Genomic DNA, 22,765 nt, shown 5'->3' with positions numbered 1-22,765 from the left:
AATCGAGAAATCGGTCGAAGGGCTTTTCTGTGCTGGCACTTGCCGTTATTGCAATGAATATTACTGTAAAAAAGAGATCTTTTCAAGTATCGGGTGCCAGTCACTCATACAACTCGGAAACTATTCTGACAACTGAGTAACACACCAAAGAATACAGCCCTTCGATCGAGAAAAATCGGTTGAAGGGTTGTTTCTGTAGCTACTCCCTTTTCAAGCATATATTATAATCTTGAATACAATCATCAAGCCCTAATTCCCATTGCGGAGTTAGGGCTTATTTTAATTGGAGGGATTTAGGATGAAGATGTATGAATCGAATGTTGAGCAGTTAGAATTGTTGATGGTGAAGGAAGATGAAAAGAAGCGTGTACCTGCGAAACGGGTGGACATTGTGTCGTTGCGATTGGTGAAGGAAGCAAGTCTGTTGTACAAGGATCGAGCAATTCGAAGCCCAGAAGATGGCTACAACTTGTTCAAGCAGTTCCTTGGTGAATTAGACAGGGAGTATTTTGTCGTCATGTGTTTGGATGTGAAGAACCAACCGACAGCGATGAATGTTTGTCACATTGGTAGTTTGAATGCCAGCTTAGTTCATCCAAGGGAGATAATGAAGTCCGCAATACTGTCTAATGCGGCTTCGATAATTGTACTTCACAATCATCCCAGCGGGCAGCCTGAACCAAGTCCAGAAGACATTGATGTAACTAAAAGATTAGTGGAAGCAGGGAGTATTATGGGCATCGAATTGTTGGACCATATCGTGATCGGCAGTGATAGCTTTGTATCTTTAAAGGACAAGGGATATTTCTAATGGATGAGCTAACGAGAGAAGTGGAATGGTTCATTGACACGTTGCAACAAAAGTGTGAAGTGGAAGTAACTGTTGATCTAATCGCCACAGAGGCAGTTGAACTAGGACTAGATGAAGTGGAGGATTTCTATGTACCCGACGGACTCCTAGACAATCAGCCTACTTCTCTACTCTATGAAATTATGGTAACAAATGATGAAGAGGAAAACGAATGGGTTGGAGGAATCGCTTTCTATCCAAATTCCCCAGAGTGGTGGTTACAGGTGATCACGAAAAATGGGCATCTTGTTTATCGAAATGTACTTCCCCTTCCCCAATGAAACTCCCGACAATACTAAATCAATTCGATTGAAAACTGACGACAGTTCTTTGTCTAGTGTGTTGATGTAGACGTAAACATTGCCGTAGATAGACTTGTATTCATTTTCGTAGACATCCACTCATGACATTATCTAAATACTGTCGTGAGTGGATGAATGAAAGGGAAAGAGGTGACTTACTCATGTGCTGGAAAATTAGAACGACAATTCTTGTGACGCCTAAACTGACAGATAGAATACTAAACGATCATAGGGCTATGGATGCGGAACTAGGCATTCATGGTCCTTTTTAATTTGAGGAGGAATTAGGCATGAACTACTTAGAAAGCTTTAGCCAATGGTTGTTTGAAGATGGAAAGAGTCTTAAAACCATCGAATCCTACCACAATGATGTGAAACAATTTCAGAAGTACTTACTTGAAGAGGCAGTGGATGAAGAAACACCGTTAAGTCGCTATTCCTTTGTCCGTTACAAGCAGCATTTGCTAGATAGAAATTACAAGGTGTCTACGATTAATAAAAAGGTCAACAACTTGAAAGTATACAATGACTATCTCCAAATGAAAGGAATTGTGGATGGCAACTACATTCAAGTGAGAAAAGATCGTGTGTCAATTGCAAGTGGAAGTGAACAAGTCGTGGAAGCGTTAACCGATGCAGAAGTAGAGCGTGTTCTGGCTTATGTAGAAGACATTGAAAAGGTAAGCATAAGAAATCGTTTAATCGTTCATTTATTACTGTATACCGCTGTCAGGGTATCCGAAGTAGTATCTATTAAGCTGCCGGACATTGATTTCATCCATCATACGCTACTGGTTCGGGGCAAAGGTGGCAAGGTACGAGAGATTGGCATTAGGAATGATTTAATGGCGTTAATTAAAGAATATCAAGATGGTGAAAGACAGGCATCTAAATTTAATGAGAGTCCCTATCTTCTATTGTCGCAACGAAGTAAAAAAATGCACAGAGACGCAGTCCGAGACTTCCTAGAACATCTTTCCAAAGACGTAGATTTAAAGTTGCATCCGCATCTTTTTCGACGAACTTGCGCCACCCTACTTTTAAGAAGAGGCGTGCCAATCGTTACCGTCAGTAAAATACTCGGACACCATTCCGTAGACATGACATCCAAGATGTACATTCAAACTTCCCGTAAAGATAAACAAGATGCCCTGGATCTTTTATAAAGTAGGTTCAGTGAATCAAGAAAGGAATGAGCATTATGTTTTCAGTAGACAAACCAATTTACGTAACCAGAGCCATAGCTGAAGAATTACCAGGAGAACATCAGCTATTCATTTACCAATACTTTTGGAATCAACAGGAGGTGATGACAGATTATCTTCAAGTTTTCAACTTTTATATAGAAGATGGTCATCAATTCGTCATTCAGTCACAAGAACAACCTGAAAGAGAAACGATCATGAAAGTACCATTACAGAAGCAGGAGCCGATTGAACGAACGGTTTGGATGATGGACCAAGGAGAAGATGGGACGATTATCTTGTTTCCAAATGATTACTAAAAAGAAACAACTTCCACAAGGAAATTCTCGCTGTGCCGCTTTTTGTCGGAGGTGAAAGCAAATACCAAGGCAGGAGAAGAAACAGGCTGTACGGCTAAAATCTAGCTTCCTAGGGTCGAAAGTTTCTGGACAACCTAACAAATTTGAAAGGAGGTGAAAAATCATGTGGGAAAAAGTAGTGCTTGTTACTGTCATTGCGGCTGCATCAGCAATCGTTGAAGAAGTTCTGTCAGACAACTAAAGAAGTAAAAGGAAGCCTGTTTTCATTAGGGCTTTCTTTTTTTTGCCTACGAATGGAGTCGTGTTGAATTTACATAGAAAAAGAATCCAGAATGATTTAAGAACTGGTACAATAGGATTATTAATGCACTGATTATTCATGAAAAGAAGTTGTGGGTATACGTTTTAGTAGACATCCTGGTAAACCTAAAAGTCTTCGTAAACAAATATATAGATGAAGATGTTGCCATTTACATCTACAACATTTAAACGAGGAGACGATACGAATGCCAGATAATAATCCAACAATACCAACCATTACAACGAAAAAAGTTACGCAGCCAAATGAACTGAACCAAAGATTGAGAGAGAAAAGTGGAGAAATGGCTGAACGTTCTAGAATGGCAGCGCTTGAGAAAAAGACTGCCACGGATGAAGCTAATCCACCTCAAGTAGTTCAGCAAGAACAGCCTAAGCGCAAAGTTGTAAGACCAAAGAAAGTTCGTCCGGATAGTAAAGTGGTTAGCGAAGGGAATAGTAAACTTGAGAAGAAACTAGGCATTGGTAAACGTAACCGATTTGAAGATGCCAATACACGTGTGACAACTTACATTGACAATGACCAACTGGAGCAACTTCGTAAAATTAAAAAAGAGTACAATGTACCAATGACTGAAGTAATTCATAAAGCACTCGCCGCTTATTTGACGACATAAATTATCCCCCATACTTTCAAATGAGAGTATGGGGTTACAGGCGCTATTTATTAATGAACTAATTAAAGTTATTTACAGTAGGAGGATGGTTAGAATTGGGGAAACACAGAAAGTGGGTAAAGAATAAAGTACAGAATGAGATTCATAGATTTCCATTGTTAAAAGAATATCAAGATTCCATAGAAAACTACATTATTTTTCACCTAGTGGCTTTAGGGGTTCGATATAAAGAAAACGGACAGGCAAGTTTGTCCGAATATATTAGAAAGGAACCGAGAATTGCAGATCCAGAATATTTAAAGGTTAGAAGGCTTTTTTATTCCCTTAATGACAAAACTAAAAAAATGCAAGAAGAACGGAAGAATTTGACTCCAAACTCTGAAAAATGGGAGGTCCAGATACATAATTTTTGGCATGAATTACTACTTTTTATTGGTAATGAAATTGAAGGTGAACAGCTGGAGAAGCAGACAAGGCTAAAAAAGATTATAGGTCAAATATCAAGAAAAAACTACAAAGCTATCAAGTATAATGATTTTACTTTTTATGATGAGTTCCTAAGGGAAAAAATCGAGAATGAATTTGAAACCCATAAGGATGAGTTAGAAGTAGGATTGCATTTATACATGGCACAAAAAGCCGTTAATTTTCACTTTACAAAGCACTTTTGTAAAGTATTGGATGAGTACAATAAAGAAGCAAAGACACCAAAAATTGAACATGCACGGACACTTGATATTTTATTGAAAATCCCTAGCCTTCGAATTATGAAGGAGTACTTGGAGATGGACAGTTTTAATCCAAATGATTATGAAGAAGCTTTTCATTTTCTATGTCAATTCATGATGTTAACGCGAGTTATTATGGATGCATCCTATGATTATTTACGGCTAATGTATGACACCCAAAGGGATTACTATGTAGATAAGATGGAGGAGAAAGGATATTACGTTAACTCTCCTGAGTTAAAGAATAATTATAATAGAAAAAATCTTAAACAACAGAGTGAAATAGCTGATTTCTTTAGTTTCGTTAGGGCTATAGTAAAGGAAGATGATGAAGATGCTTTTTTTCATGAGGTGACTGAATTTAATTATCTGAATGATTTTACACCAAAAGGTAATGAGCCCGATTTTACAGTTAATACATTTAATAAATTGAAGCTTCTAAGAACGCAAAATTTGGAAGAGGTACAATCATTTGATGGAAAAGAAGGTATATTGAAAGAAGAAAAGCTTAACTATATAAATTCAACCCCAAATCTTAATGAGAGCATAGCGGAATTACAACTTATAAATGAGCTCGGGATATTGGGAGTTGAAATACCACGATATCACAAGTAATACTTAACCTTTTAGGGGGTTAAGTATTTTTTTTTGAAAAACAGGGCAAAAAAACGCAAATGGAAAATAAGCGAGTTGTGCTTAAATGTAGTTAGTAACAAACCTTGATTATATTTTTAAAAAAAGAAAATCACAAAGGAAAAGGATGAATGCCAAATGAAAAAGAGTGAAGCTTACGAAAATGCTGTATATATGTTAGAAGATTTCGCAGCGGATTATCAAGTTGAGATTCATCGACTAATTGTGGAATCAAATTATAATGAGTCAGAACTGAACACTTTATCTGAATTTTGCAAGGACAAGTTTACACACGTGTGCGGAGTCCGAGAAGTAAGAGTAAAGTCTTATGCTATACACATTATTTTATCATCACCTTGGATAATTTCAGAAACACAAGATATCGTTAATTTCATGAGTTACTTTGAAGGTGAATTACAAGAACTACATGGAGTGGCTGAATATGAATATAATTTTTATACGCTTTGATTTGGTGTTTCAAGTGTACAAAACATGAATGACGACTGGAAAATTGTAACGGTGTTGTTGCAGCCATCACTGTTGCTTAAGGAGAGAATTGTATGATGAGAATGAAGGAAATTCAGAACTACGAATTAATCAATCGTGAAGATGCAAAGACGTTACCTAGTATAAATAAAACGTTCAAATTAGGTAAGTACCGTATAGAAGGAACTAGGCTATTTTACGAAGACATAGACCCAGAAACAGGTAAGGATGTAAAGCATACAATCAGTCAGCTAGTGTGGATTGATTGTGTCATACACAGTCTTGAGACAGGTTCGACTACGTTTGAAGTTATTTTTTATGCACGTGAACAGTACCACCGAGTAGTTGTAAGTCGTGCCATCTTTATTGAAAAAAATATTTTGCAACTAACTGAAAAAGGTGCGGATATTAAAATGACTAACTACAAAAACATAGTGGGCTTCCTTGAAAAACAGAGTAAAGAAATTAAAAAAACCTTTTACAAGCACTCATCATTAGGCTGGAAACAGTCTGGTGATTCACTGGTATACTACCATGATCAGAGCATAGCAGCCAATGGGAGTCCAGAAGAGTTTTCTTCCACATATAATGGAGGTTTGGCAATTCAACCTACTGGGAGCTTTGAAGCCTGGCAGAAAGTAATCATTGAACAGGTTCTCGGGAAAACGCCGCTAGAATTCGCGCTAGTTTACGGATTTAGCGCTGTAATTAACGCTTTGCTTGCGAAATACCGTCCAATGGATGTACTCCTGGTACACATTTACGGAGATAGCTCCACAGGAAAGACCACTGCTTCCCGACTTGCAGTAAGTGGCTTTGGAAAACCAGATGCTGATGGTTTACTTAAAAATTGGAACGCGACCTTTAACGCTTTAATGAAAATCATTGCTTCTAATCATGGGGTTCCCATGGTACTGGATGAATCGAGTACGAAGACCAATGCCGACTTCACATCCATCATTTATCAATTAGCAGAGGGACGGGACAAAAATCGATTGAATGCTGAGATAGAAGTACGAGAACAACAAAAATGGTCTGGAGCTTACTTGTCTACAGGCGAACATCGTCTCACCGAAAAGTCTAACCAAAACTCAGGACTTCAGGTACGTGTCCCAGAGTTTGGAAACATTGAGTGGACCGACTCAGCCACCCATGCTGAAATAATCAAGAACGAACTCGGGAACAACTACGGACATGCAGGTCAAAAGTTTGTTCAGCACGTCATCGACAACTTTGAAGAAAATCTTTGGTTAGAAGCATTTGATGAAGTAAAAGCGAATCTAGTAGACGCAATGGAGAATAAAGACGGTTTCTCAGAACGATTAGCCGATAAGTATGCTGTGATTGTATTTACAGCACATATTATGAATGAATGTTTTGATTTCGAAGTTTCGATAGATAAATTACAAGAATTCATCCTTGAGGTGGACCAAGAGAACATGACAACCCGTTCATTAGAAACGAGGGCACTCGATTACATTCAGCAAAAAGTCATTACCGACCAAGCTAGTTTCAACAAAGATGGCTCAAATTTTACTGGTGTGAAATGTTGTGGCTCCATTAAGAAGAAGGAGGATTACCTGGAGGTTGCCATAATAAGAAATGTTTTTGACGATTGGCTAGAAGAAGGTAAATTCTCCAGTAAACAAGTGGTTCTAAAAGGTCTGAAAAAGGAAGGCATTCTCGATCATGAAACTGGTAAAAATACACGCGAACGTAAGCTTCCAGACAAAAACGAAAATCAAAGCATAGCAAGCAAGAAAACCGTGTACGTTTTGAAAATGCCTTTGGATTTACTAGATGCTGTAAATACAGATTCACCTGAGATAGAAAAAAAGAAAAGAACACCATTGAAAACACCAAATTCACGACCTGATATTCAAAAAATGATAAAAATGAATCTTGAAAAATAAAGCACTCCATTCGTTGGTTCAGTTGCAGCTGGATCAACGAATCCTACAAATATATATTATAACTTTGAACCTAAATGAAGGAGGAAAAAGAAATGATGTTATTAAATAGTTTAGACAAACTTGAACAAAATTTGGTGCAAGAAGGAAAAAGTGAAGCGACTATTGATAGCTACCTAAAGAGTTGCAAACGATTTGCTAATTGGATTCAGAAAATTAACAATGGTCCCGTATTTATTGAACAAGTGAAGGAAGCGGACATTCAAAAGTACTTACACGAACTTGCAACAGAAGCAAATTATAAACCCGCCAGTATCAATGTAGCATTAAATGGGTTACGCAACTTGTTTCAGTATGGTATGCGAAGCGGATTAATTGAAAATAATCCAACACAATATATAAAGTCCATTAAAAATAACCAGAAAAGGCGGGACTATTTAACGGCAGAAGAAATTGAAGAACTTCTTGCTGCGCTCGATCATAAATTAGATAATTTAGTTGTTCGTACATTAGCATACACAGGGTTGCGAATTAGTGAATGCCTTGCTTTAACGCCAGAAGACATTGATTTTAAAGCAGAAAGAATCCACGTACGAAATGGTAAAGGAAGCAAACCACGTACAGTACCATTAGCGAAAAATTTGAAGCCACATCTACTGAAATATAAAAATGGCTCAAGAAAATTTGTAAAGGATAGTGAGTTTTTCTTTGCTACAACAAAGACAGGAGCTATTTCCGCAGTGTACATTAACCGTTTGCTAAAAGAAACCGTGGAAAAACTGAAATGGACGAAACATGTAACTTGCCATGTGTTAAGACATAGCTTTGCCTCTGAATTAGTAAAGAATGATACAGCCCTGCCAACTGTAGCTGCTTTGCTAGGACATGCCGATTTTCGCACTGTTACATCTGTTTATGTCCACATTGCTGATGAAGTATTGCAATCTGCAGTAGATAGTCTCGATCTTTAATTGGTACATCATGTAAGGAGGGGGTAAATAAAATGAAAAAAGAAATTAATGTAGTCTCGCCTGAAGAAGACGAACGTGTCCATATGGTTTTAACTGAATTAACAAAAGGGACTAGTCGTGATGAATTAGCCATCTGTCAGCGATTTGGTTTTACCGACATGAGCGAATTAGGACAGTACATGAAAAGTAAGGGATATAAATGGAATACAAAGTTAAATAACTACGAAAAAGATGCACAAATGATCACATCTATAGAGGAAACAGATGGAGCGATGGAACATTCATCTCCTTCAGTAGAGAATCATCATGTGCAAGAGCCTTCACTTGAACTTTACTTGCCGCTTCTTGAAATGCTAAAGCATAATGAAAAACGTCTCACAGAGTTGTTGATACCATACGGCAAGGGTAACAGCATCCCACGGTACACCATTGAAGGGATTGCAAAAACGAAAACTGTACAGATGATCCATACCCTTTCCAACATGGTGACAGAGTTTGCTGAGGAGAAGAACATAAGCCAACGGGACTTGTTTGAGGTTGCACTCATTGACTTTTTCAGGAAATACGGATACGAAAAAGAAGTTGCACAAACGTTGAAAATCCATTAAAGAAGTGGTCTTGTTGCCACTTCTTTTTTATCAGCCCAAAACAACTCGATTTTTGAAAACCCCTTTTCCGATACACTTTAATTACTGGAAACTCTAGACCGTCAACACCGGAAAACCATGGGGCTCAAGGGGTTGTGAGGAAAACCCCGAAACCCCTCCATTTTTTTGAAGAGATTGCTCTTGTGAATTGTAGAATGGTACAGGAAGATAAACCAATCAGTGGATACAGCTGTAGAGTTCCTAGTAGGAATATATACTGTTACCAGTACTAATGTTTCTACAAGTGAATAGTTAAGAGGAACTGTTAGACTTCCTATCTTCTTTATACTTATTAAAATCTTAGATTTTGAATGCATGCTATCTGATTAGTGATTGCTAGTAGTACATACAATTGAAGTGAATAATGATTGTATGTGACATGATTTCTGTGATTCATTAATGATGTTTTCTATCCACAATGTATCCCCCGCCACTACTCAGTTATTATATATGTGTCTACCCTTTACTAATTGGTTTTCATCATTTTACTTGGCTCTTCGATTTATTCTGACGTGAAGATTAGATGGTACTATCCTTCAAAAAAGTTTGCCTATTGTCATTATTCAATAGAAGAGTGTAAATATAATTCATACTTCATTTTTTCAAGAGGAATGTTTTTTTGAGCTCTAGGTACAAATTATGATAGATGATGGTTCTAGCAATTATATTCGTTTGGTTTTACTAAATTGATTCAGTGGACTATTCCTAACGAGCTAGGTATTTATTATTCAATCTGGTATCTGAATTATATTGATGAATTCATACTTAGAAGATTATGGAGACAAAAAGATTACAAACGTGTTTAGATATACACACATAAGTTCAATCAACATCAGCAGGGATCGCAGTTCCAGGTTTGTTAACATGATGTACTTGTACACTTCAGACGATTTATAGGTGTGTCTCTCTACAGAAAAATGTAGGGGTTTTGGGGTTTTTGTCACAATCTCTTGGTGGACATGGGATGGGGACATTCGAAATCTCGGTTTTCGGCTGGTTTTTCAGAAAAAGAGTTGGGGGTTTTTTCCTAGGGATCGCTAAAAGATGTTGCCGCTTCTGTTGGACTTCTTTTTTTGTCTTCGTAGTGTTTCCCTGTCTACTGCAACATTACCTCTTGGGTATCTATCGAACAACCATTGTCCTAGGATTGACCTTGTCCCACCCCTTGAGGGACATAGTGTTTCGACTATCCTTTTCCTTACAGATTCTTGGTTGGCTTTGTGCGATTAACGCCACTCAAGTAGAAGTTAAATTTAGCCAAAAAGTTGATGCAACTGAAGCAAATAAACAAGGTAACTACACTCTTACATCTTTAGATGGACAAGGAGTTACAAATGTTAGTACCGCTGTTTTACAAGATGATGAAAAAACTGTAGTATTGACAGCTGACAAAGCTTTAGAAAAACGTTATCAGCTTACGCTTGGTACTGATAAAATCGAATCTGCTGCAAACTCAGCTATAAAAGTTAACTATAATGAAACAGTTACCTTCGCAAAAGATACTACAGCACCAAAGGTCATTGGAACTGAACGAGTATCAGCCAACCAGGTAAAAGTCAAGTTCTCTGAACCAGTATACTTTGCAGCTGGTGCTCTTTCTGCTCAATATGCAGATTCATCAGCTATTGCTATTGCAGATATCCAAGTTGGCGGAGCGAATATTAATGTGGCTACTGTTGCTAAAGCAGCTGCAAGAGATGAAATTACTTTAGAACTTCAAGCTGGAATTACAGCTGATAAAGATATCGTAGTGACACTTAACGGTGTGAAAGATACTGCTGACAACCTTATCAGCCCACAGCCTTCTAAAGTTACAGTAGTTAAGAAAGCAACGGATACAGTTGCTCCTAAATTGGCTTCTGTTACACAAACAGGTGCAAAAACTTTCAACATCAAATTCGACAAACCTACGACTATAGCTGCATTTACAGCAGACAAAACTGAAGTTGAAGTTACAGGCGCAGCGGTCACAGGATTTGATAAAGTTGCTGGAACTAACGATGAATACAAGGTAACTGTTGATACTAACTTAAATGGTTTACAGACAGTTACAGTGAAGTCGGGAAAAGCAACAAACGCTGATGGCACAGCTACTGCAGCTAACCTAACGAAGCTTGTAACATTTGTTGCGGACGAAGCGGCTCCAAAAGCAACGTCTAAAATTGTAACAGACAGCAATAACAACCAAGTTATCGAATTAACATTTGACAAAGATGTCGAATTGATTGGCGATAAAAATGTTACTGTCAAAGGAACTCAAGTAAAAGATTACGTTACAATTCCAGTAAATGTTAACGTTGTAGCTAAATATGCTAACAACACGAACAAAAAAGTAGTGCAAATTCCTTTGTCTAATGCAGCTCTTAATGTAGAAGGTGCTTTATATAACCTAACTATCGAAAATAAGACAGCTAATACTAACGGTATTGGTAGCCAAGCAGACGTAGATATGGCAAAAGCTGAAGTTACATTTACACGCAATAAAGATGGTGTGGCTCCTAACACAGAAGTGCTTAAGGTTGCAGACATCGTATTTGCACAAGGCGCAAGCAATGATGCGGTTACAGTAACATTCAGTAACTTATCGGCAACAAGAGCACTTGACGCTGCTTCTGCATCTAACGTAGCGAACTACTCTATCGATGGAGCAGTTATTGAATCTGCTACAGTAGCAGCTGAAGCTGGTGGTAGCCAAGTCGTTACATTGAAACTTAAGAAGAACTCTAACACATTTACTGGTGTGCGTAACGCTACAGTAAAGAACGTTAAGCTTATTGGTTCTTCAAAAGTTATGAACCCGGTAACACAAGTGACACCTTCACTTGATGAAAACGTTCGCCCAACAGTTGAGAAAGCTGAGATTACAGCTAATAACGAAATCACACTTACATTCTCCGAAGCAGTTACGAGTGTTAACAAGGATGCATTCCTAGTGAAAGCTGGAACTGCTACAGTTGCTCAAAATGCAGCAGGTGCAGTTGTTGACGGCAGCAATGCTAAGAAAGTTACAATTACTTTAGGTGCAGCACTTACTCCTGAACAATTGGCTCAAACAATTACTGTTGAACCAACTAAGACTTCTGCAAACTTTGTTGTAAAAGATTTGGTAGGTAATGAGCTTGAGAGCTTTGCTCCTGTAACAGTTGCCAAACCATAATTAACATAATAATTATCAAGAGCCCTCTAATCGAAAAATCGGTTAGAGGGCTTTTCTTTGGTTCTATAATATTGGTTCTATAATAAATGTTGGGGTACTCAAACATTTGAACAAAAAAATGCACGTGATCACCAATTTTTTTTATACTTGAATTATCCAGAAACAAGTCAAAAAGAATGGTGATACGTGCATATGAATTTTTTTAATAAATATTTCAGACCTATACAGACGTATAGATCTTGGCAAAGAATTCTATATTAATAAATTGTTATTATGATATTTCATTGCAAATGAATATATGGTACTATTACTAAAGATCCAATTTCACTGTTTGAATGGTTCATCCTACAATAAATAAGGAGTGAAGATTTTGAAAAATAAAATGAAAATATCAATGATTGCTGCGTTATCACTATCAGCTATAACACCTGTTATGAGTTTAGCTGCTGAAGAAGTAAAAGTACCTTCTGGATTTTATGATACAAAAGAGGGGGGATTTATTGAAGTAAATTCATTTATACACATGAGTTTATCCAAAAAACTAAATATCTTACAAAACTCAGCGTTTTATTACCTGGATGGTACTGGAAATGCACTTCAAGTTACTAATATTATAGAATCAGAAACGGATGATATTTTGTTGCAAGCTGTAAAAACAGTTGAAGAAGTACAAGAAGAACTCGATGTAGTATTTGTTCCTAATGGTGTTGAGATTAAACCGCCAGTAACGTCTCCTCCCACTCCACCAGTAATCGTTCCGCCTACACCGCCCGTCGTTGACGATAGTTTAGAAGAGTTGACTACAAATGTTGATTCTTTAAGTATGGGTATTGAAAAGTCAGTTGATTTCCGCGTGTTGTATACGGGAAAAGAAGCCTCAGAATTAACTTTATTAAAAAAGATTGGAAATACATTCGTTCCCTATAATAATGATGGTCATATTAATTTAAGAGATAATGGGAACCAAGAAAATGCAGACTTACTACATGGCGACGGAATTTACAGTGCGCGTGTGTTATTAAATGGAAATCAAGAAGGTATCCAAACGTTTGCTGTTGGAATCGAAGTGGATGGAAAATGGAAAGTAGTTAGTAAGCCAATTGAAATCATGGTAGTAATTCCATTTACAGAAAAGCAAGCACAGCAGATTACTGAGAAAACGACTAATCTTCAGGAAGAAATCGAGAAATTAAAAGACGAAGGTAAAACAATTGAGAATGTGAAAGCTGATGTAGTAAATACTTTAAATGAATCGGCAGATGTTTCAAAAGCAGGAGTATCTGAAGCAGGTGTCTGGTTTGCGTTGAAATCTGGAGCACTTGGTGCAGTAACTGTAACTGATTCTGCTCCGGTCACAGTAATCTCTCACAGGGCATTGGAGATGAATGTAACTGATATTGAGAAGAATATGTTAGCGAATACAGATGCATCTTCAACAGTTGGTAATCAACGAGTCATTATTTTAACTGGGCACGGTTCTAGTGGAAGTGACGGAGCAACGTTAGCAAGCATGCTGCAGGGTAGTAGTATTCCGTTTACAGTAAATCATTATAAGAATGCGACAGTAGAAGAATTTAAAAGTATGTTCAATTACGGCACGATTGTATTTGATACAGCAGGTGCAGCACTATTTAAAGGAGACTTTACAACAGAACTCCCATATTTAAGTGATCTATTTAAAAATATTGAAGAGCAAGTCGTGATATTGACTGGTGAACCAGTAACTATGGAGCAGACACTGAAATATAATGCAGATATTAAAACGGGTCGCCTAGTTACGGTAGATGGTTATTATGCAATTACACCTGCGTTTGTAAAGTATTATGGTGGGAAAGAAAAATTACCGCAATCTCTTGTATACGCGAATAGTGCGTATAGTCACTCGAACGCAACGTTAGCCAATCAATTTATCAAGAAAGGCGCACAATCATATATTGGTTCTAAGGAGTCTATTGAAACTGGAAATATGTTGAATAGCTTTGGCTCTCTATTAAAAGGAAAGACTTTACTAGAAAGTTTGGGGCAGTCAGTAAAGATTACAGGAAATAAATCGCTAAGCTATGCTAAAACTGCTTCGCTTGTTAATGGAAATCTAGAGGGAAAAGACGGTTGGATTAGTGGTGGACATTTTGATTCTATCACACATTTAGGCGTGAACTTAAATGAGAGATACGAGACTATTAAGCCGACGGAAGGTCAGCGAATGGGCATTATATCTTCTGGCGTCGATGAGACCGCCTTAGATGGTCGACAGAGTTGGGTATATCAAACATTTTACGTACCAGAAGAAATGAATTCACTTAAGTTTGATTATAATGTAGTTTCTAATGAACCCATGGTCTACATAGGTTCACAATATGACGATACCTTTAAAGCGACAATCGTTGAAGGAACTGTTAAAGAACCGAAAGAAGGCGAATTTGATAGTGAATTAGAAGGTAATTACAATGGGATTTATAACGCACCTTGGTTATCATCAACAGTGGATGTTGATGAAAAAGTCATTAGCTATGAGTCCATAAACTCATCGGATTGGGGACAAGATTATGACGATGATCGTCAACGCGTAGATATAGTATTACCTAGTGGTGATAGTACAACATATATGACGGGTTGGAAGACTTTAACTTATGATGTATCTGAATATAAAGGAAAAACGATTACCCTTAAACTTCAAACGTGGGATTTAGGTGACAAGTCTTTCCCAACGGCTGTATTGTTTGATAAAGTACATTTGACGAATTCAATCAAGTCAGGGGCGATGATTAGGGGAGTAAATGAGGTATTCATTCCCGAATATGGTGTTCGTGAATATCAATTCAATACACTTTATTATGATCAATTTAATGATCCTGTAACTAGTGATATTTCAATGCGATTAAATGATAGAGGATATCGACAGCCTGTTATGGAGCAGATTGGTAAGTTTTCTTTGAAGGAATCAATAGAAGGAATAGAAATAAATGCTAATTCTGGTCTTTTGAAGGTTTCTAATCAGATGGTTCCAACAGAAATCACTGTTATTGCTGAAGTGGATAAGGAAAAAGTAGAGCATAAAGTACAAATCACAAAATCTGTAAAGAAAACTGGAAGTGCAGAGGAACTGTTGGGGAAAATTGAAGATCATTATATACTTCCTTATGGGACAACGAATAGCTTAGAAACAATGACAGCTGAACTGCAATCTATAATCAATGATAGTAGCGCGGAGCTTGTAGTTAAAGAGGTCGGTGACGATGCAGACCAGTATATAATTGTTATTACAAAAGATGGGCATTCTGCACAAAAGACTATTAAAATAACGATTGCTACTGAAATTACAATGTTTGATTTGGAGCAATCGAGTGAAGATATTATTGTGACATTCAATAAAGGTATTACTACACTAAAGGATGTTCCTTTGACTTTTGAAGGAGGCCATGCGACTATCACAGGTACTACAGATAATAGTAATCAATTGGTAGTGAAGTTTGACAAAGAATTACCTAATAATGAATTAGAATCATTTGCATTAAAATTATTAATAAATCATCAAGAAGTTGATGTCTCGTTTAATAAGAAGGACGGCTCTTGGTCTATGAGTGGTATTGGATTATTAGAGAACCATGATAACCAAAATGATAGTAATTAAAAAATCAATATAAAAATTTGCATTATTATATTATACAGTTTAGTGGTCGGTGTGAAGAGGGTATGGCGCTGTATACATCCCACTTAATTTTTGCTAATAGATATGTTATGAAATTAATCAATATCTAGCTTTGCAATATGTCTAAAGTTCATATATTTGCGTAGTGATATACTGGAATATATCTTTTACATTAATAACCAATGAAGTTTTTGTAGATTTTACTTCATTGGTTTATTATTTATTTAGTTATTTTGAGAAGTAGCAGATGAGTATCACTAAGCTCATCAGCACTCTTAATCTTATTCCCCAACCACCTCACCTAACTTAATCTCAAGTGTACCCTTAGCTGTTCTATTATCCACAGTATCTTTCATAGTGAATTCGAACAACTCGACTTTGCCAACAATGTCGCGATCTGAAATCGGCATGTAGTTGTAAGTTCCATTTTTATTGATTTGTAATTCGCCGTATTTCCCTTGAATTAAAGTACCGTTAATGCCTATGTTTTCGCTTGTTCCTGCACTTTTCTCTCGGATATTTGTAACAATTAGATTGTCATCTTGTCCTAGATTTTGTCCGAGCAGTACATTGCCGGAAACTCGTGAGTCTTCAGTGGCCACTTGGTTAAAGTCTTTTTTAACCAAATTTATTAATTTGAAAGGGATTACTTGTACTAGAGAAAGACCTTCTTTGACAGAAAGGATGATTTCGTAAGATCCCTCTTCTAAAGTTTTCATATCAATTTTGGTGGGAACTGTAATACCTAATGCTCCGCCGCTAGATCCTTCATATGTGTCGACGTTGATATAATCGCCTGCCTCATTTTGCTTCATAACGAAAACTTGGAATGCATGTCCACCGAGAATTGTGTGAATAGCAACAGAAGAGGTGGCGTCTAAGGTTGTACCTTTTTCCACATCTATATGAAATCGATTGTTTGGACTAACTTGGCTAATTTGAGATGCGGAAAGTAATCCAAGTTCAAGCACTCCGATATCAAGTCCCAAAACGCCGCCTGAATTTTTTTGTTTGTCTTCTAAATCAGTGACTACTGGATCTAGAAATAGTGGAGCATTTTTCTTTGTTTGCTCTGTAGGAGTGAACGTTAGCTCCTCGGCTTTTACTAGCTGATCTATAACGGTCTGCAAATCTTGTGTTTCCCGTGCAATAACTTGTTGTGCTTCAGTTGTTATATCTTTACCATCATATTGTTGACGAACAATCTTAGCTTTTTGAATTGCAAGTTCTAGAGACTTGATTGATTCGAATGTATACTGATGAGCAGCATTAGAAACTAGGTTCTGCGCTTCTTTAATTAAGTCATCTAAACTGGATAAATCAATAGTTGGGCCAAAGAGTCCATTTAAGATATTTTGTAATTCATCTTTAATCGCTCCATCTTCTAATTCACTGACAAGCTGTTTGGCCCTCTCAATATCCTCTTTTTTCTTTGTTTGCTGTGCAAGTTTGACTGCATCTTGTGCAGCTTTCACTGAAGGATCCGCAGTATTTTCTCCATTGATAGCATCTTCTAACTTTTTCAGAGCATTATTTAAATCATCAATGCTCGCATTTACATCTTTTAATAATGCTTCCGCTTCTTTAATAGCCGCTTCTACAGCTTTTTTCTGTTCAGCAGTCAGTTGATCAAGTTGTGCATTTGTCTTATCGATGGCATCTTGTAAAGAATTAGAAACATCCTCTTTGGAAAGGAATACTACTCTACCGTCTGCAGTTAATCTTACGTTAAATTCATTTTCAACATTCATCTGCTTTACTATCTTACTAATCATAATCTCATCCGTTTCGGCTTCCAAAAGATGAACTGCTTGAATGGCTCCGCCTTGGCCATCAGCAAAGTAAAAGAATTGATCGGTTAAGACTTGAACTTTTTCAGACGTTGACAAGTAAACGAAGGAGTCTGACGACAAAACCTTTCCAGTTTTCACATTATAAAATCCTACTTGCGCATCCTCGTATTTTACCGTGTCTTCCACAGCAGCGCTTACTGCGGGTGTAAGGGCAGATAAAGCGAATATAGATGCAGTGGTAATCAGAGCTTTCTTCTTCATGAGACATTCCTCCTGTTTTTTGTTGTTTTAATAGTCAAATTATTTGTGTTAAAGACATAGTAAACTATAACTCTATGAAATTCTACCTTATTTAACAATATGTAAAATTAGAGATATAGTGCCTACTAGGGTAGATAGGATTAATAGACTTTTGGACTTATATTAAAGTATAATAAATTTGTTGTTTTGCTATACGTACAACGTAGTGCTATGTAGTGGAGAATTTCAAATTAAAATCAAGTATAGACAGTAGAAAAGGACCGGTTTTATTCGGATCTGAAATTTATTTATTACAAATCATTCATAACTGTACCGATCCTACCAAAAGAACAAGAAAAAGAATGTGAAGCAAAGATATTTATGAAAGTATTCAAAAGAATGACAATTAATTCTAGCAAACTATTGTAACGGTCTTCGTGTTACAGGTATAATAGATTACAATATGTATACATAGGAGGATATTTCATTGAAAAAGATTATTTTTTTACTTGTTTTCACATTTGTTATGGCACTTCCACTTGCAACTACTACGCAAGCGGCTACTACACCAGCACCTGATGGATTTTACTTGTTGGAAGAGGGGGAACCTTACGTTCCAGTAAATAAATTCTTATACAGTAACTTACAACAAAAAGTAGCTTTGTTAACTGGGAACTATTATTTGATTTTAGAAGGATCTGCAATTAAATCATCAGATATTTTGTTGTCGACAGATAAAGAAGTGATGAGTAAGCTGACAACTCAAGCCGAATTAGAGGATAAGTTTAATGTGAAGATCGACGCACAGGGGAAGGTTCAAGAGCCATCGACATTTTCAGTTCTATCTATTGATTAAATGATGTATGCGTTATTCTGCTAACAGTTGAATAGAAAGTTCCTAACCGAATGAAGTTGGAACAAAATCAAAGAATCTTATATTACTGAAAAAAGCAAAATACAACCTCATAAAATCCAAGTGCTTCTTAAACTTGGCTTTATGAGGTTTCTCTATTAAAAGATGACATAGTCTGTATATTTTAGAAATATAGTCCGTTTATCTTTATAAATGGTGAAAGTATAGTACTTATTATGTATAATGAGGGTAATAGATTGTTAGATTAATAAATGGGAGATTAACGTCTCTTATTTCTATGCTGACTATTTAATTAGAATATGGGAGGTAACAAGATGAAGAAAAGCATGAAGATTTCCATGATGGCAGCACTTTCAATATCTGCCTTAACACCTGTTGCGAGTATAGCAGCAGAGCAAGATCAATTACCAGCTGGTTTTTATGATGTTAAAACTGGAGAAGTAATATCGGCTGATAGTTTACTTTTTGCAAGTAATGAAGAAAAGTTAGCTATTTTAACAAACCCGAACTTCTACTATGTTAATGAAGAAGGTAATGTAATAAAAGCTACTTCAATCTTAACAGCAAAAACTGATGCAGAAGTAAACGATGCAATTCAAACAGTTGAAGAAGTAGAAAAAGAACTTGATGTTGAATTTACTGCTGGTGGGGTAATTATTAATCCGGATCCTGAAGAACCGACTCCTCCGGGTGGTGGTGGAACACCGGTGCTGACAGGTAATCAAGTATTTGATAATACTGTCACATCTATTTTGGACGAAATTAGATCAGAGACTAATAATCCTGTAAACGAATGGCTAAACATCGACTTTAATAAAACATCTAAACAGTTCACTGTAGGAATCACCGATCCAAATAAGACGTTATCCGATCTTAACAGTATTGAGCAGAGAATATTTAACAAGCTTGAAGGCAATTTAAAAGTAAACTACGTCGAAGTAACTTATAAAGGTTCTACTATAAAGAGAACGCCAAATGCTGGTGAATCATACATTACGTATGCTAGTTTAGCGGACTTAAAGGAAAAGGCGTTCGCCGCTGCTGGCGTTACAGAACAAACTAATCTACAGTCGTTTAATGGAAAAAAATTCACGATTGTAATTGGCGGAGTTATTGGTGATAAAACTATAAATAATACTGAATATACATTGGATTTCAATATTCAATAATCTTAAATTGTGTAGTGTAACTGGCTCTCCATCAAAAGATGAAGAGCCATTTTCATTATTATATCTAAACTAAAATAAATTATGCTAAACTTAATTTTGGATAAGGCTATTAAACTAGACGGGGGTTTTAAAATGAAATCAAAATCATCACACAAACTATTTAAAGCAACATTAGCCACAACGGTAGCAGCTGGTGCATTCGTAGTAGCTGTTCCTTTAGCTACAAACGCGGCAGTAAGTTTTACAGATGTTAAGCCAGGTGTTCACTATTACGAGCCAGTACTTGAATTGGCGACTCGCGACGTTGTAAAGGGCTATGACGACGGTACATATCGTCCGAATCAGTCTGTAACTCGTGCGCAGTCAGCTAAGATTCTTGCTCATGTGCTGGACTTGGATACACAAAATGTTAAAGATCCTGGATTTGCTGATGTTAAGAAAGGAACACCGTATTACGGTCCAATCGCAGCACTTGCACAAGCGGGCTATATTAAAGGATATGAAGAAAAAGGTGTGAAAACGTTTAAACCTAATAATAATTTGACACGTTCTCAAATGGCTAAAATCCTTACGCTAGGTTTTGGATTGAAAGAGGAAGAATTGGTCGCTAATCGGTTTGCTGATGTGAACCCAAGTGATGCTTATGCTGGTTATGTGGCAGCTTTATTGAATAAAGAGATTACTACAGGAACTACAAATACGACATTTGAGCCGAATGGTTTGGTGACGCGCGGTCAAATGTCAACGTTTGTAGTTCGTACAGAAATGGCTTTAAATAAAACGAAGCCAGAGACTCCTGAGGTGCCTGAAGATAAACCTGTTATTCCTAACGTTCCTGGTGATAAGCCAGAGACACCGGAAGTTCCCGATCAGCCAACAAATCCAACACCACCTGTTGAGCAAACTGGTGATCAACTATTACATGTGAGTATTGTAGATATGTTAGCCAAAGGAAGTGCTTCAACTGATGCAATTGGCATCACATTGTCAGGAAACACTTTTAAGGTGAACATTAAGAAACCTACAAGTACAATAAACGACTTTTCTGTCGCAGCAAAGCCTATATATGATGCATTCAAAGTCAACACTAAAATAGATACTGTAAAAATTTCAGTTATTTTTGATGGGCAAACAATTACCCTTACCGAGAACAATGTAGATCACAGTCAAGACTTTGAAACAATCTTGAATAAAGCGCTATCGAAGTTGGGTATGTCTGGAGATACAACTATTGGAATCTTGAGAGATAAAACGATTAAAGTGAATGTGATTGGCTCAATTGACTCCAAGCGATTTAATAGTACGTACGATTTTAAATTCTAACATTATACTATATTATAAGTAATTTACCTTCTCTGAATGAAGAGGAGGCTTTTTATGTACATCACAAGGTACATTATGATTTTTTATAATCAGTATCTATGTTTTTCTTATTCTGTTAAAATTAGATAAGGACGATATAAAAAGGAGAAATCTATGAAAAAGAAACTAAAAATATTTTTACTTGCAATAGTAGCACTAATCGTTGTAGGTGGCGGCTATCTCTTATACGTTTTCCAGTTCAAAGAGTATGAAGTGGCCGATAAAGAAGTCGAAGAAATCCTGGACAACCCATATGACATTATATTGCCGAATGGAACGAAACTCGTACTCGATGAAGAAGAGTCAAGCGATAGTGAAACGAAAGAACAAGCCCAAACTAGCGATGGTAAAAAGTCTGAAAATCAGCAAACGGCCGGTGTATCATCGTCAAATGAATCAAATAATAAAACAGCGTTATCAGATACTACTAACGGCAACGCAACAGCAACTGATAAAGCTAAAGATGGAGTAAGTCAGCCTTCTGCAAAAGGGGCAGCGACAGCACCTACTGATCAATCTGATTCATCTAAACCAACAGGCGACAAACAGACTACAAAAAATCCAACCGCTGCGAAACCTGCAACGGGTAACACAGGTACAGGTAAGCCGGGCAAAAAGGATTCCGTTGCATCGATCAAACAGAAATATGAACCAACTGTCAACAATCTACAAGGACAAGTTGATGGCAAGATCAATTCATTGATTAGTCGTGCCAAAAATGAATATACTACGAAAAAAGCAAATGGCGAGAGTATTAACTATGCGTACTTCTATAATAAGTACATGTCAGCAGCAGAAGGTTTAGAAGCGCAGACAGATGCAGTGTTCAATGGTGTAGTAAGCTCGCTTGAAAAAGATTTGCAAGCGAATGGTTATGATAAATCGTATTCGCAAAGCATTCGCGATGAATATGCGTCCCAAAAGAAAGCGCGTCGTGATAGTATTTTAAGCAAAGCAATGGGGAGATAAATAGAAAGAACGACTATTCTAAAGGAGACTCTTTAGAATAGTCGTTCTTTTTTACGTGATCTAATCAAAGACACTGACTGTGCAAGTAACAAGAAAAATAATGCGCCAGACATATCCAAGATGACATCCCGAATAGTAGCTGTCCTACCGCCAGTGAAGTATTGATGTGTTTCGTCAGCACCGGCAATAAGTAATGTGATGGAAAACGCCGTTATAAATCTTGGGAAACGCGAAGGCAATGATAAAAAGATTACCGCTGCAAGTAAACCGAACAGAACGAAATGTGCACTCTTGCGCAATAAGAATTCGATAAAGAGATAGTATCCTCGTTCTTCAACTGAAATAGTAGAATCCCAGTAAGGAATTGACAATTTTGAAAGTTCGTCTTCAAACGGTTTGCTTGGGAGTAAGTTTTCCAGTGTAGGAATTAGTGACTGTTGTTCGTATGTTTGACTAGATGAAATAAATAAACTGCCTGTAATACCGATAACAATTAAAAGTGCGAAGAATTTTCTCATGTGTCGATTGTACCATAAATTAAAATCGAATAACTCTATTTAATTGGAAAATCGATATTTTTCGATAT

General features: G+C 36.9%; 18 protein-coding genes. 16 read left to right on the top strand and 2 right to left on the bottom strand.

Annotation, left to right across the window (positions count from 1 at the left end):
* Positions 1-340 precede the first annotated feature (340 nt).
* From CSV69_RS10235 to CSV69_RS10180, 12 genes are all read left to right on the top strand, one after another.
* Positions 341-811: a JAB domain-containing protein gene (locus CSV69_RS10235; RefSeq protein ID WP_369823952.1), complete on the top strand. Its 471-nt coding sequence runs from the start codon at positions 341-343 to the stop codon at positions 809-811.
* Entirely contained in the window at positions 811-1,131 is a 321-nt protein-coding gene (locus tag CSV69_RS10230) for a hypothetical protein (protein WP_099693355.1), read from the top strand. The genes CSV69_RS10235 and CSV69_RS10230 overlap by 1 nt, the downstream gene beginning before the upstream one ends.
* Before the next feature lie 311 nt (positions 1,132-1,442).
* On the top strand, positions 1,443-2,318 hold the full coding sequence (locus CSV69_RS10225) for a tyrosine-type recombinase/integrase (protein WP_099693354.1): 876 nt from the start codon (positions 1,443-1,445) through the stop codon (positions 2,316-2,318).
* A 35-nt stretch (positions 2,319-2,353) separates the two neighbouring features.
* On the top strand, positions 2,354-2,656 hold the full coding sequence (locus CSV69_RS10220; RefSeq protein WP_158232650.1) for a DUF960 family protein: 303 nt from the start codon (positions 2,354-2,356) through the stop codon (positions 2,654-2,656).
* A gap of 506 nt (positions 2,657-3,162) precedes the next feature.
* Entirely contained in the window at positions 3,163-3,591 is a 429-nt protein-coding gene (locus CSV69_RS10215) for a ribbon-helix-helix domain-containing protein (protein WP_099693352.1), read from the top strand.
* Positions 3,592-3,686: 95 nt separating this feature from the next.
* Positions 3,687-4,934: a hypothetical protein gene (locus CSV69_RS10210; protein ID WP_099693351.1), complete on the top strand. Its 1,248-nt coding sequence runs from the start codon at positions 3,687-3,689 to the stop codon at positions 4,932-4,934.
* A gap of 156 nt (positions 4,935-5,090) precedes the next feature.
* Complete coding sequence (locus CSV69_RS10205) at positions 5,091-5,420, top strand: hypothetical protein (RefSeq protein WP_099693350.1); 330 nt, start codon at positions 5,091-5,093, stop codon at positions 5,418-5,420.
* A 92-nt stretch (positions 5,421-5,512) separates the two neighbouring features.
* Entirely contained in the window at positions 5,513-7,351 is a 1,839-nt protein-coding gene (locus tag CSV69_RS10200; protein WP_099693349.1) for a DUF927 domain-containing protein, read from the top strand.
* A gap of 92 nt (positions 7,352-7,443) precedes the next feature.
* Positions 7,444-8,319, top strand: coding sequence for a tyrosine-type recombinase/integrase (locus CSV69_RS10195; protein ID WP_158232649.1), 876 nt, complete (start codon positions 7,444-7,446; stop codon positions 8,317-8,319).
* A 32-nt stretch (positions 8,320-8,351) separates the two neighbouring features.
* A complete protein-coding gene (locus tag CSV69_RS10190; protein WP_099693347.1) occupies positions 8,352-8,927 on the top strand; it encodes a hypothetical protein in 576 nt (191 codons plus the stop codon).
* Positions 8,928-10,143: 1,216 nt separating this feature from the next.
* Complete coding sequence (locus CSV69_RS10185; RefSeq protein WP_099693346.1) at positions 10,144-12,123, top strand: hypothetical protein; 1,980 nt, start codon at positions 10,144-10,146, stop codon at positions 12,121-12,123.
* 370 nt (positions 12,124-12,493) lie between these two features.
* A complete protein-coding gene (locus tag CSV69_RS10180; protein ID WP_099693345.1) occupies positions 12,494-15,754 on the top strand; it encodes a hypothetical protein in 3,261 nt (1,086 codons plus the stop codon).
* Between the two features lie 299 nt (positions 15,755-16,053).
* On the opposite strand, the gene CSV69_RS10175 is transcribed toward CSV69_RS10180, so the two are convergent.
* Entirely contained in the window at positions 16,054-17,826 is a 1,773-nt protein-coding gene (locus tag CSV69_RS10175) for a hypothetical protein (RefSeq protein WP_099693344.1), read from the bottom strand.
* Between the two features lie 466 nt (positions 17,827-18,292).
* Here CSV69_RS10175 and CSV69_RS10170 point away from each other — a divergent pair, with 466 nt between their 5' ends.
* From CSV69_RS10170 to CSV69_RS10155, 4 genes are all read left to right on the top strand, one after another.
* Positions 18,293-18,661, top strand: coding sequence for a hypothetical protein (locus CSV69_RS10170; protein ID WP_099693343.1), 369 nt, complete (start codon positions 18,293-18,295; stop codon positions 18,659-18,661).
* Positions 18,662-18,978: 317 nt separating this feature from the next.
* A complete protein-coding gene (locus CSV69_RS10165; protein ID WP_233192363.1) occupies positions 18,979-19,848 on the top strand; it encodes a hypothetical protein in 870 nt (289 codons plus the stop codon).
* 132 nt (positions 19,849-19,980) lie between these two features.
* On the top strand, positions 19,981-21,171 hold the full coding sequence (locus CSV69_RS10160) for an S-layer homology domain-containing protein (protein WP_158232648.1): 1,191 nt from the start codon (positions 19,981-19,983) through the stop codon (positions 21,169-21,171).
* 153 nt (positions 21,172-21,324) lie between these two features.
* Positions 21,325-22,179 carry a hypothetical protein gene (locus CSV69_RS10155; RefSeq protein ID WP_099693340.1) on the top strand — a complete coding sequence of 285 codons (855 nt, stop codon included), beginning with the start codon at positions 21,325-21,327 and terminating at the stop codon, positions 22,177-22,179.
* Between the two features lie 32 nt (positions 22,180-22,211).
* On the opposite strand, the gene CSV69_RS10150 is transcribed toward CSV69_RS10155, so the two are convergent.
* A complete protein-coding gene (locus tag CSV69_RS10150; RefSeq protein ID WP_099693339.1) occupies positions 22,212-22,697 on the bottom strand; it encodes a VanZ family protein in 486 nt (161 codons plus the stop codon).
* Positions 22,698-22,765: the final 68 nt, after the last annotated feature.

It is taken from the genome of Sporosarcina sp. P26b (assembly GCF_002743245.1).
GTDB classification, from domain to species: domain Bacteria; phylum Bacillota; class Bacilli; order Bacillales_A; family Planococcaceae; genus Sporosarcina; species Sporosarcina ureae_C.
This window is presented reverse-complemented; position numbering and strand designations above follow the sequence as displayed.

Bases quoted from the DNA above. Each gene is read 5' to 3' on its own strand.
- CSV69_RS10220 (WP_158232650.1), top strand. From the start codon at position 2,354: ATGTTTTCAGTAGACAAACCAATTTACGTAACCAGAGCCATAGCTGAA.
- CSV69_RS10200 (WP_099693349.1), top strand. From the start codon at position 5,513: ATGATGAGAATGAAGGAAATTCAGAACTACGAATTAATCAATCGTGAA.
- CSV69_RS10160 (WP_158232648.1), top strand. From the start codon at position 19,981: ATGAAATCAAAATCATCACACAAACTATTTAAAGCAACATTAGCCACA.
- CSV69_RS10205 (WP_099693350.1), top strand. From the start codon at position 5,091: ATGAAAAAGAGTGAAGCTTACGAAAATGCTGTATATATGTTAGAAGAT.
- CSV69_RS10155 (WP_099693340.1), top strand. From the start codon at position 21,325: ATGAAAAAGAAACTAAAAATATTTTTACTTGCAATAGTAGCACTAATC.
- CSV69_RS10215 (WP_099693352.1), top strand. From the start codon at position 3,163: ATGCCAGATAATAATCCAACAATACCAACCATTACAACGAAAAAAGTT.
- CSV69_RS10165 (WP_233192363.1), top strand. From the start codon at position 18,979: ATGGGAGGTAACAAGATGAAGAAAAGCATGAAGATTTCCATGATGGCA.
- CSV69_RS10175 (WP_099693344.1), bottom strand. From the start codon at position 17,826: ATGAAGAAGAAAGCTCTGATTACCACTGCATCTATATTCGCTTTATCT.
- CSV69_RS10230 (WP_099693355.1), top strand. From the start codon at position 811: ATGGATGAGCTAACGAGAGAAGTGGAATGGTTCATTGACACGTTGCAA.
- CSV69_RS10150 (WP_099693339.1), bottom strand. From the start codon at position 22,697: ATGAGAAAATTCTTCGCACTTTTAATTGTTATCGGTATTACAGGCAGT.
- CSV69_RS10190 (WP_099693347.1), top strand. From the start codon at position 8,352: ATGAAAAAAGAAATTAATGTAGTCTCGCCTGAAGAAGACGAACGTGTC.
- CSV69_RS10195 (WP_158232649.1), top strand. From the start codon at position 7,444: ATGATGTTATTAAATAGTTTAGACAAACTTGAACAAAATTTGGTGCAA.
- CSV69_RS10225 (WP_099693354.1), top strand. From the start codon at position 1,443: ATGAACTACTTAGAAAGCTTTAGCCAATGGTTGTTTGAAGATGGAAAG.
- CSV69_RS10235 (WP_369823952.1), top strand. From the start codon at position 341: ATGGTGAAGGAAGATGAAAAGAAGCGTGTACCTGCGAAACGGGTGGAC.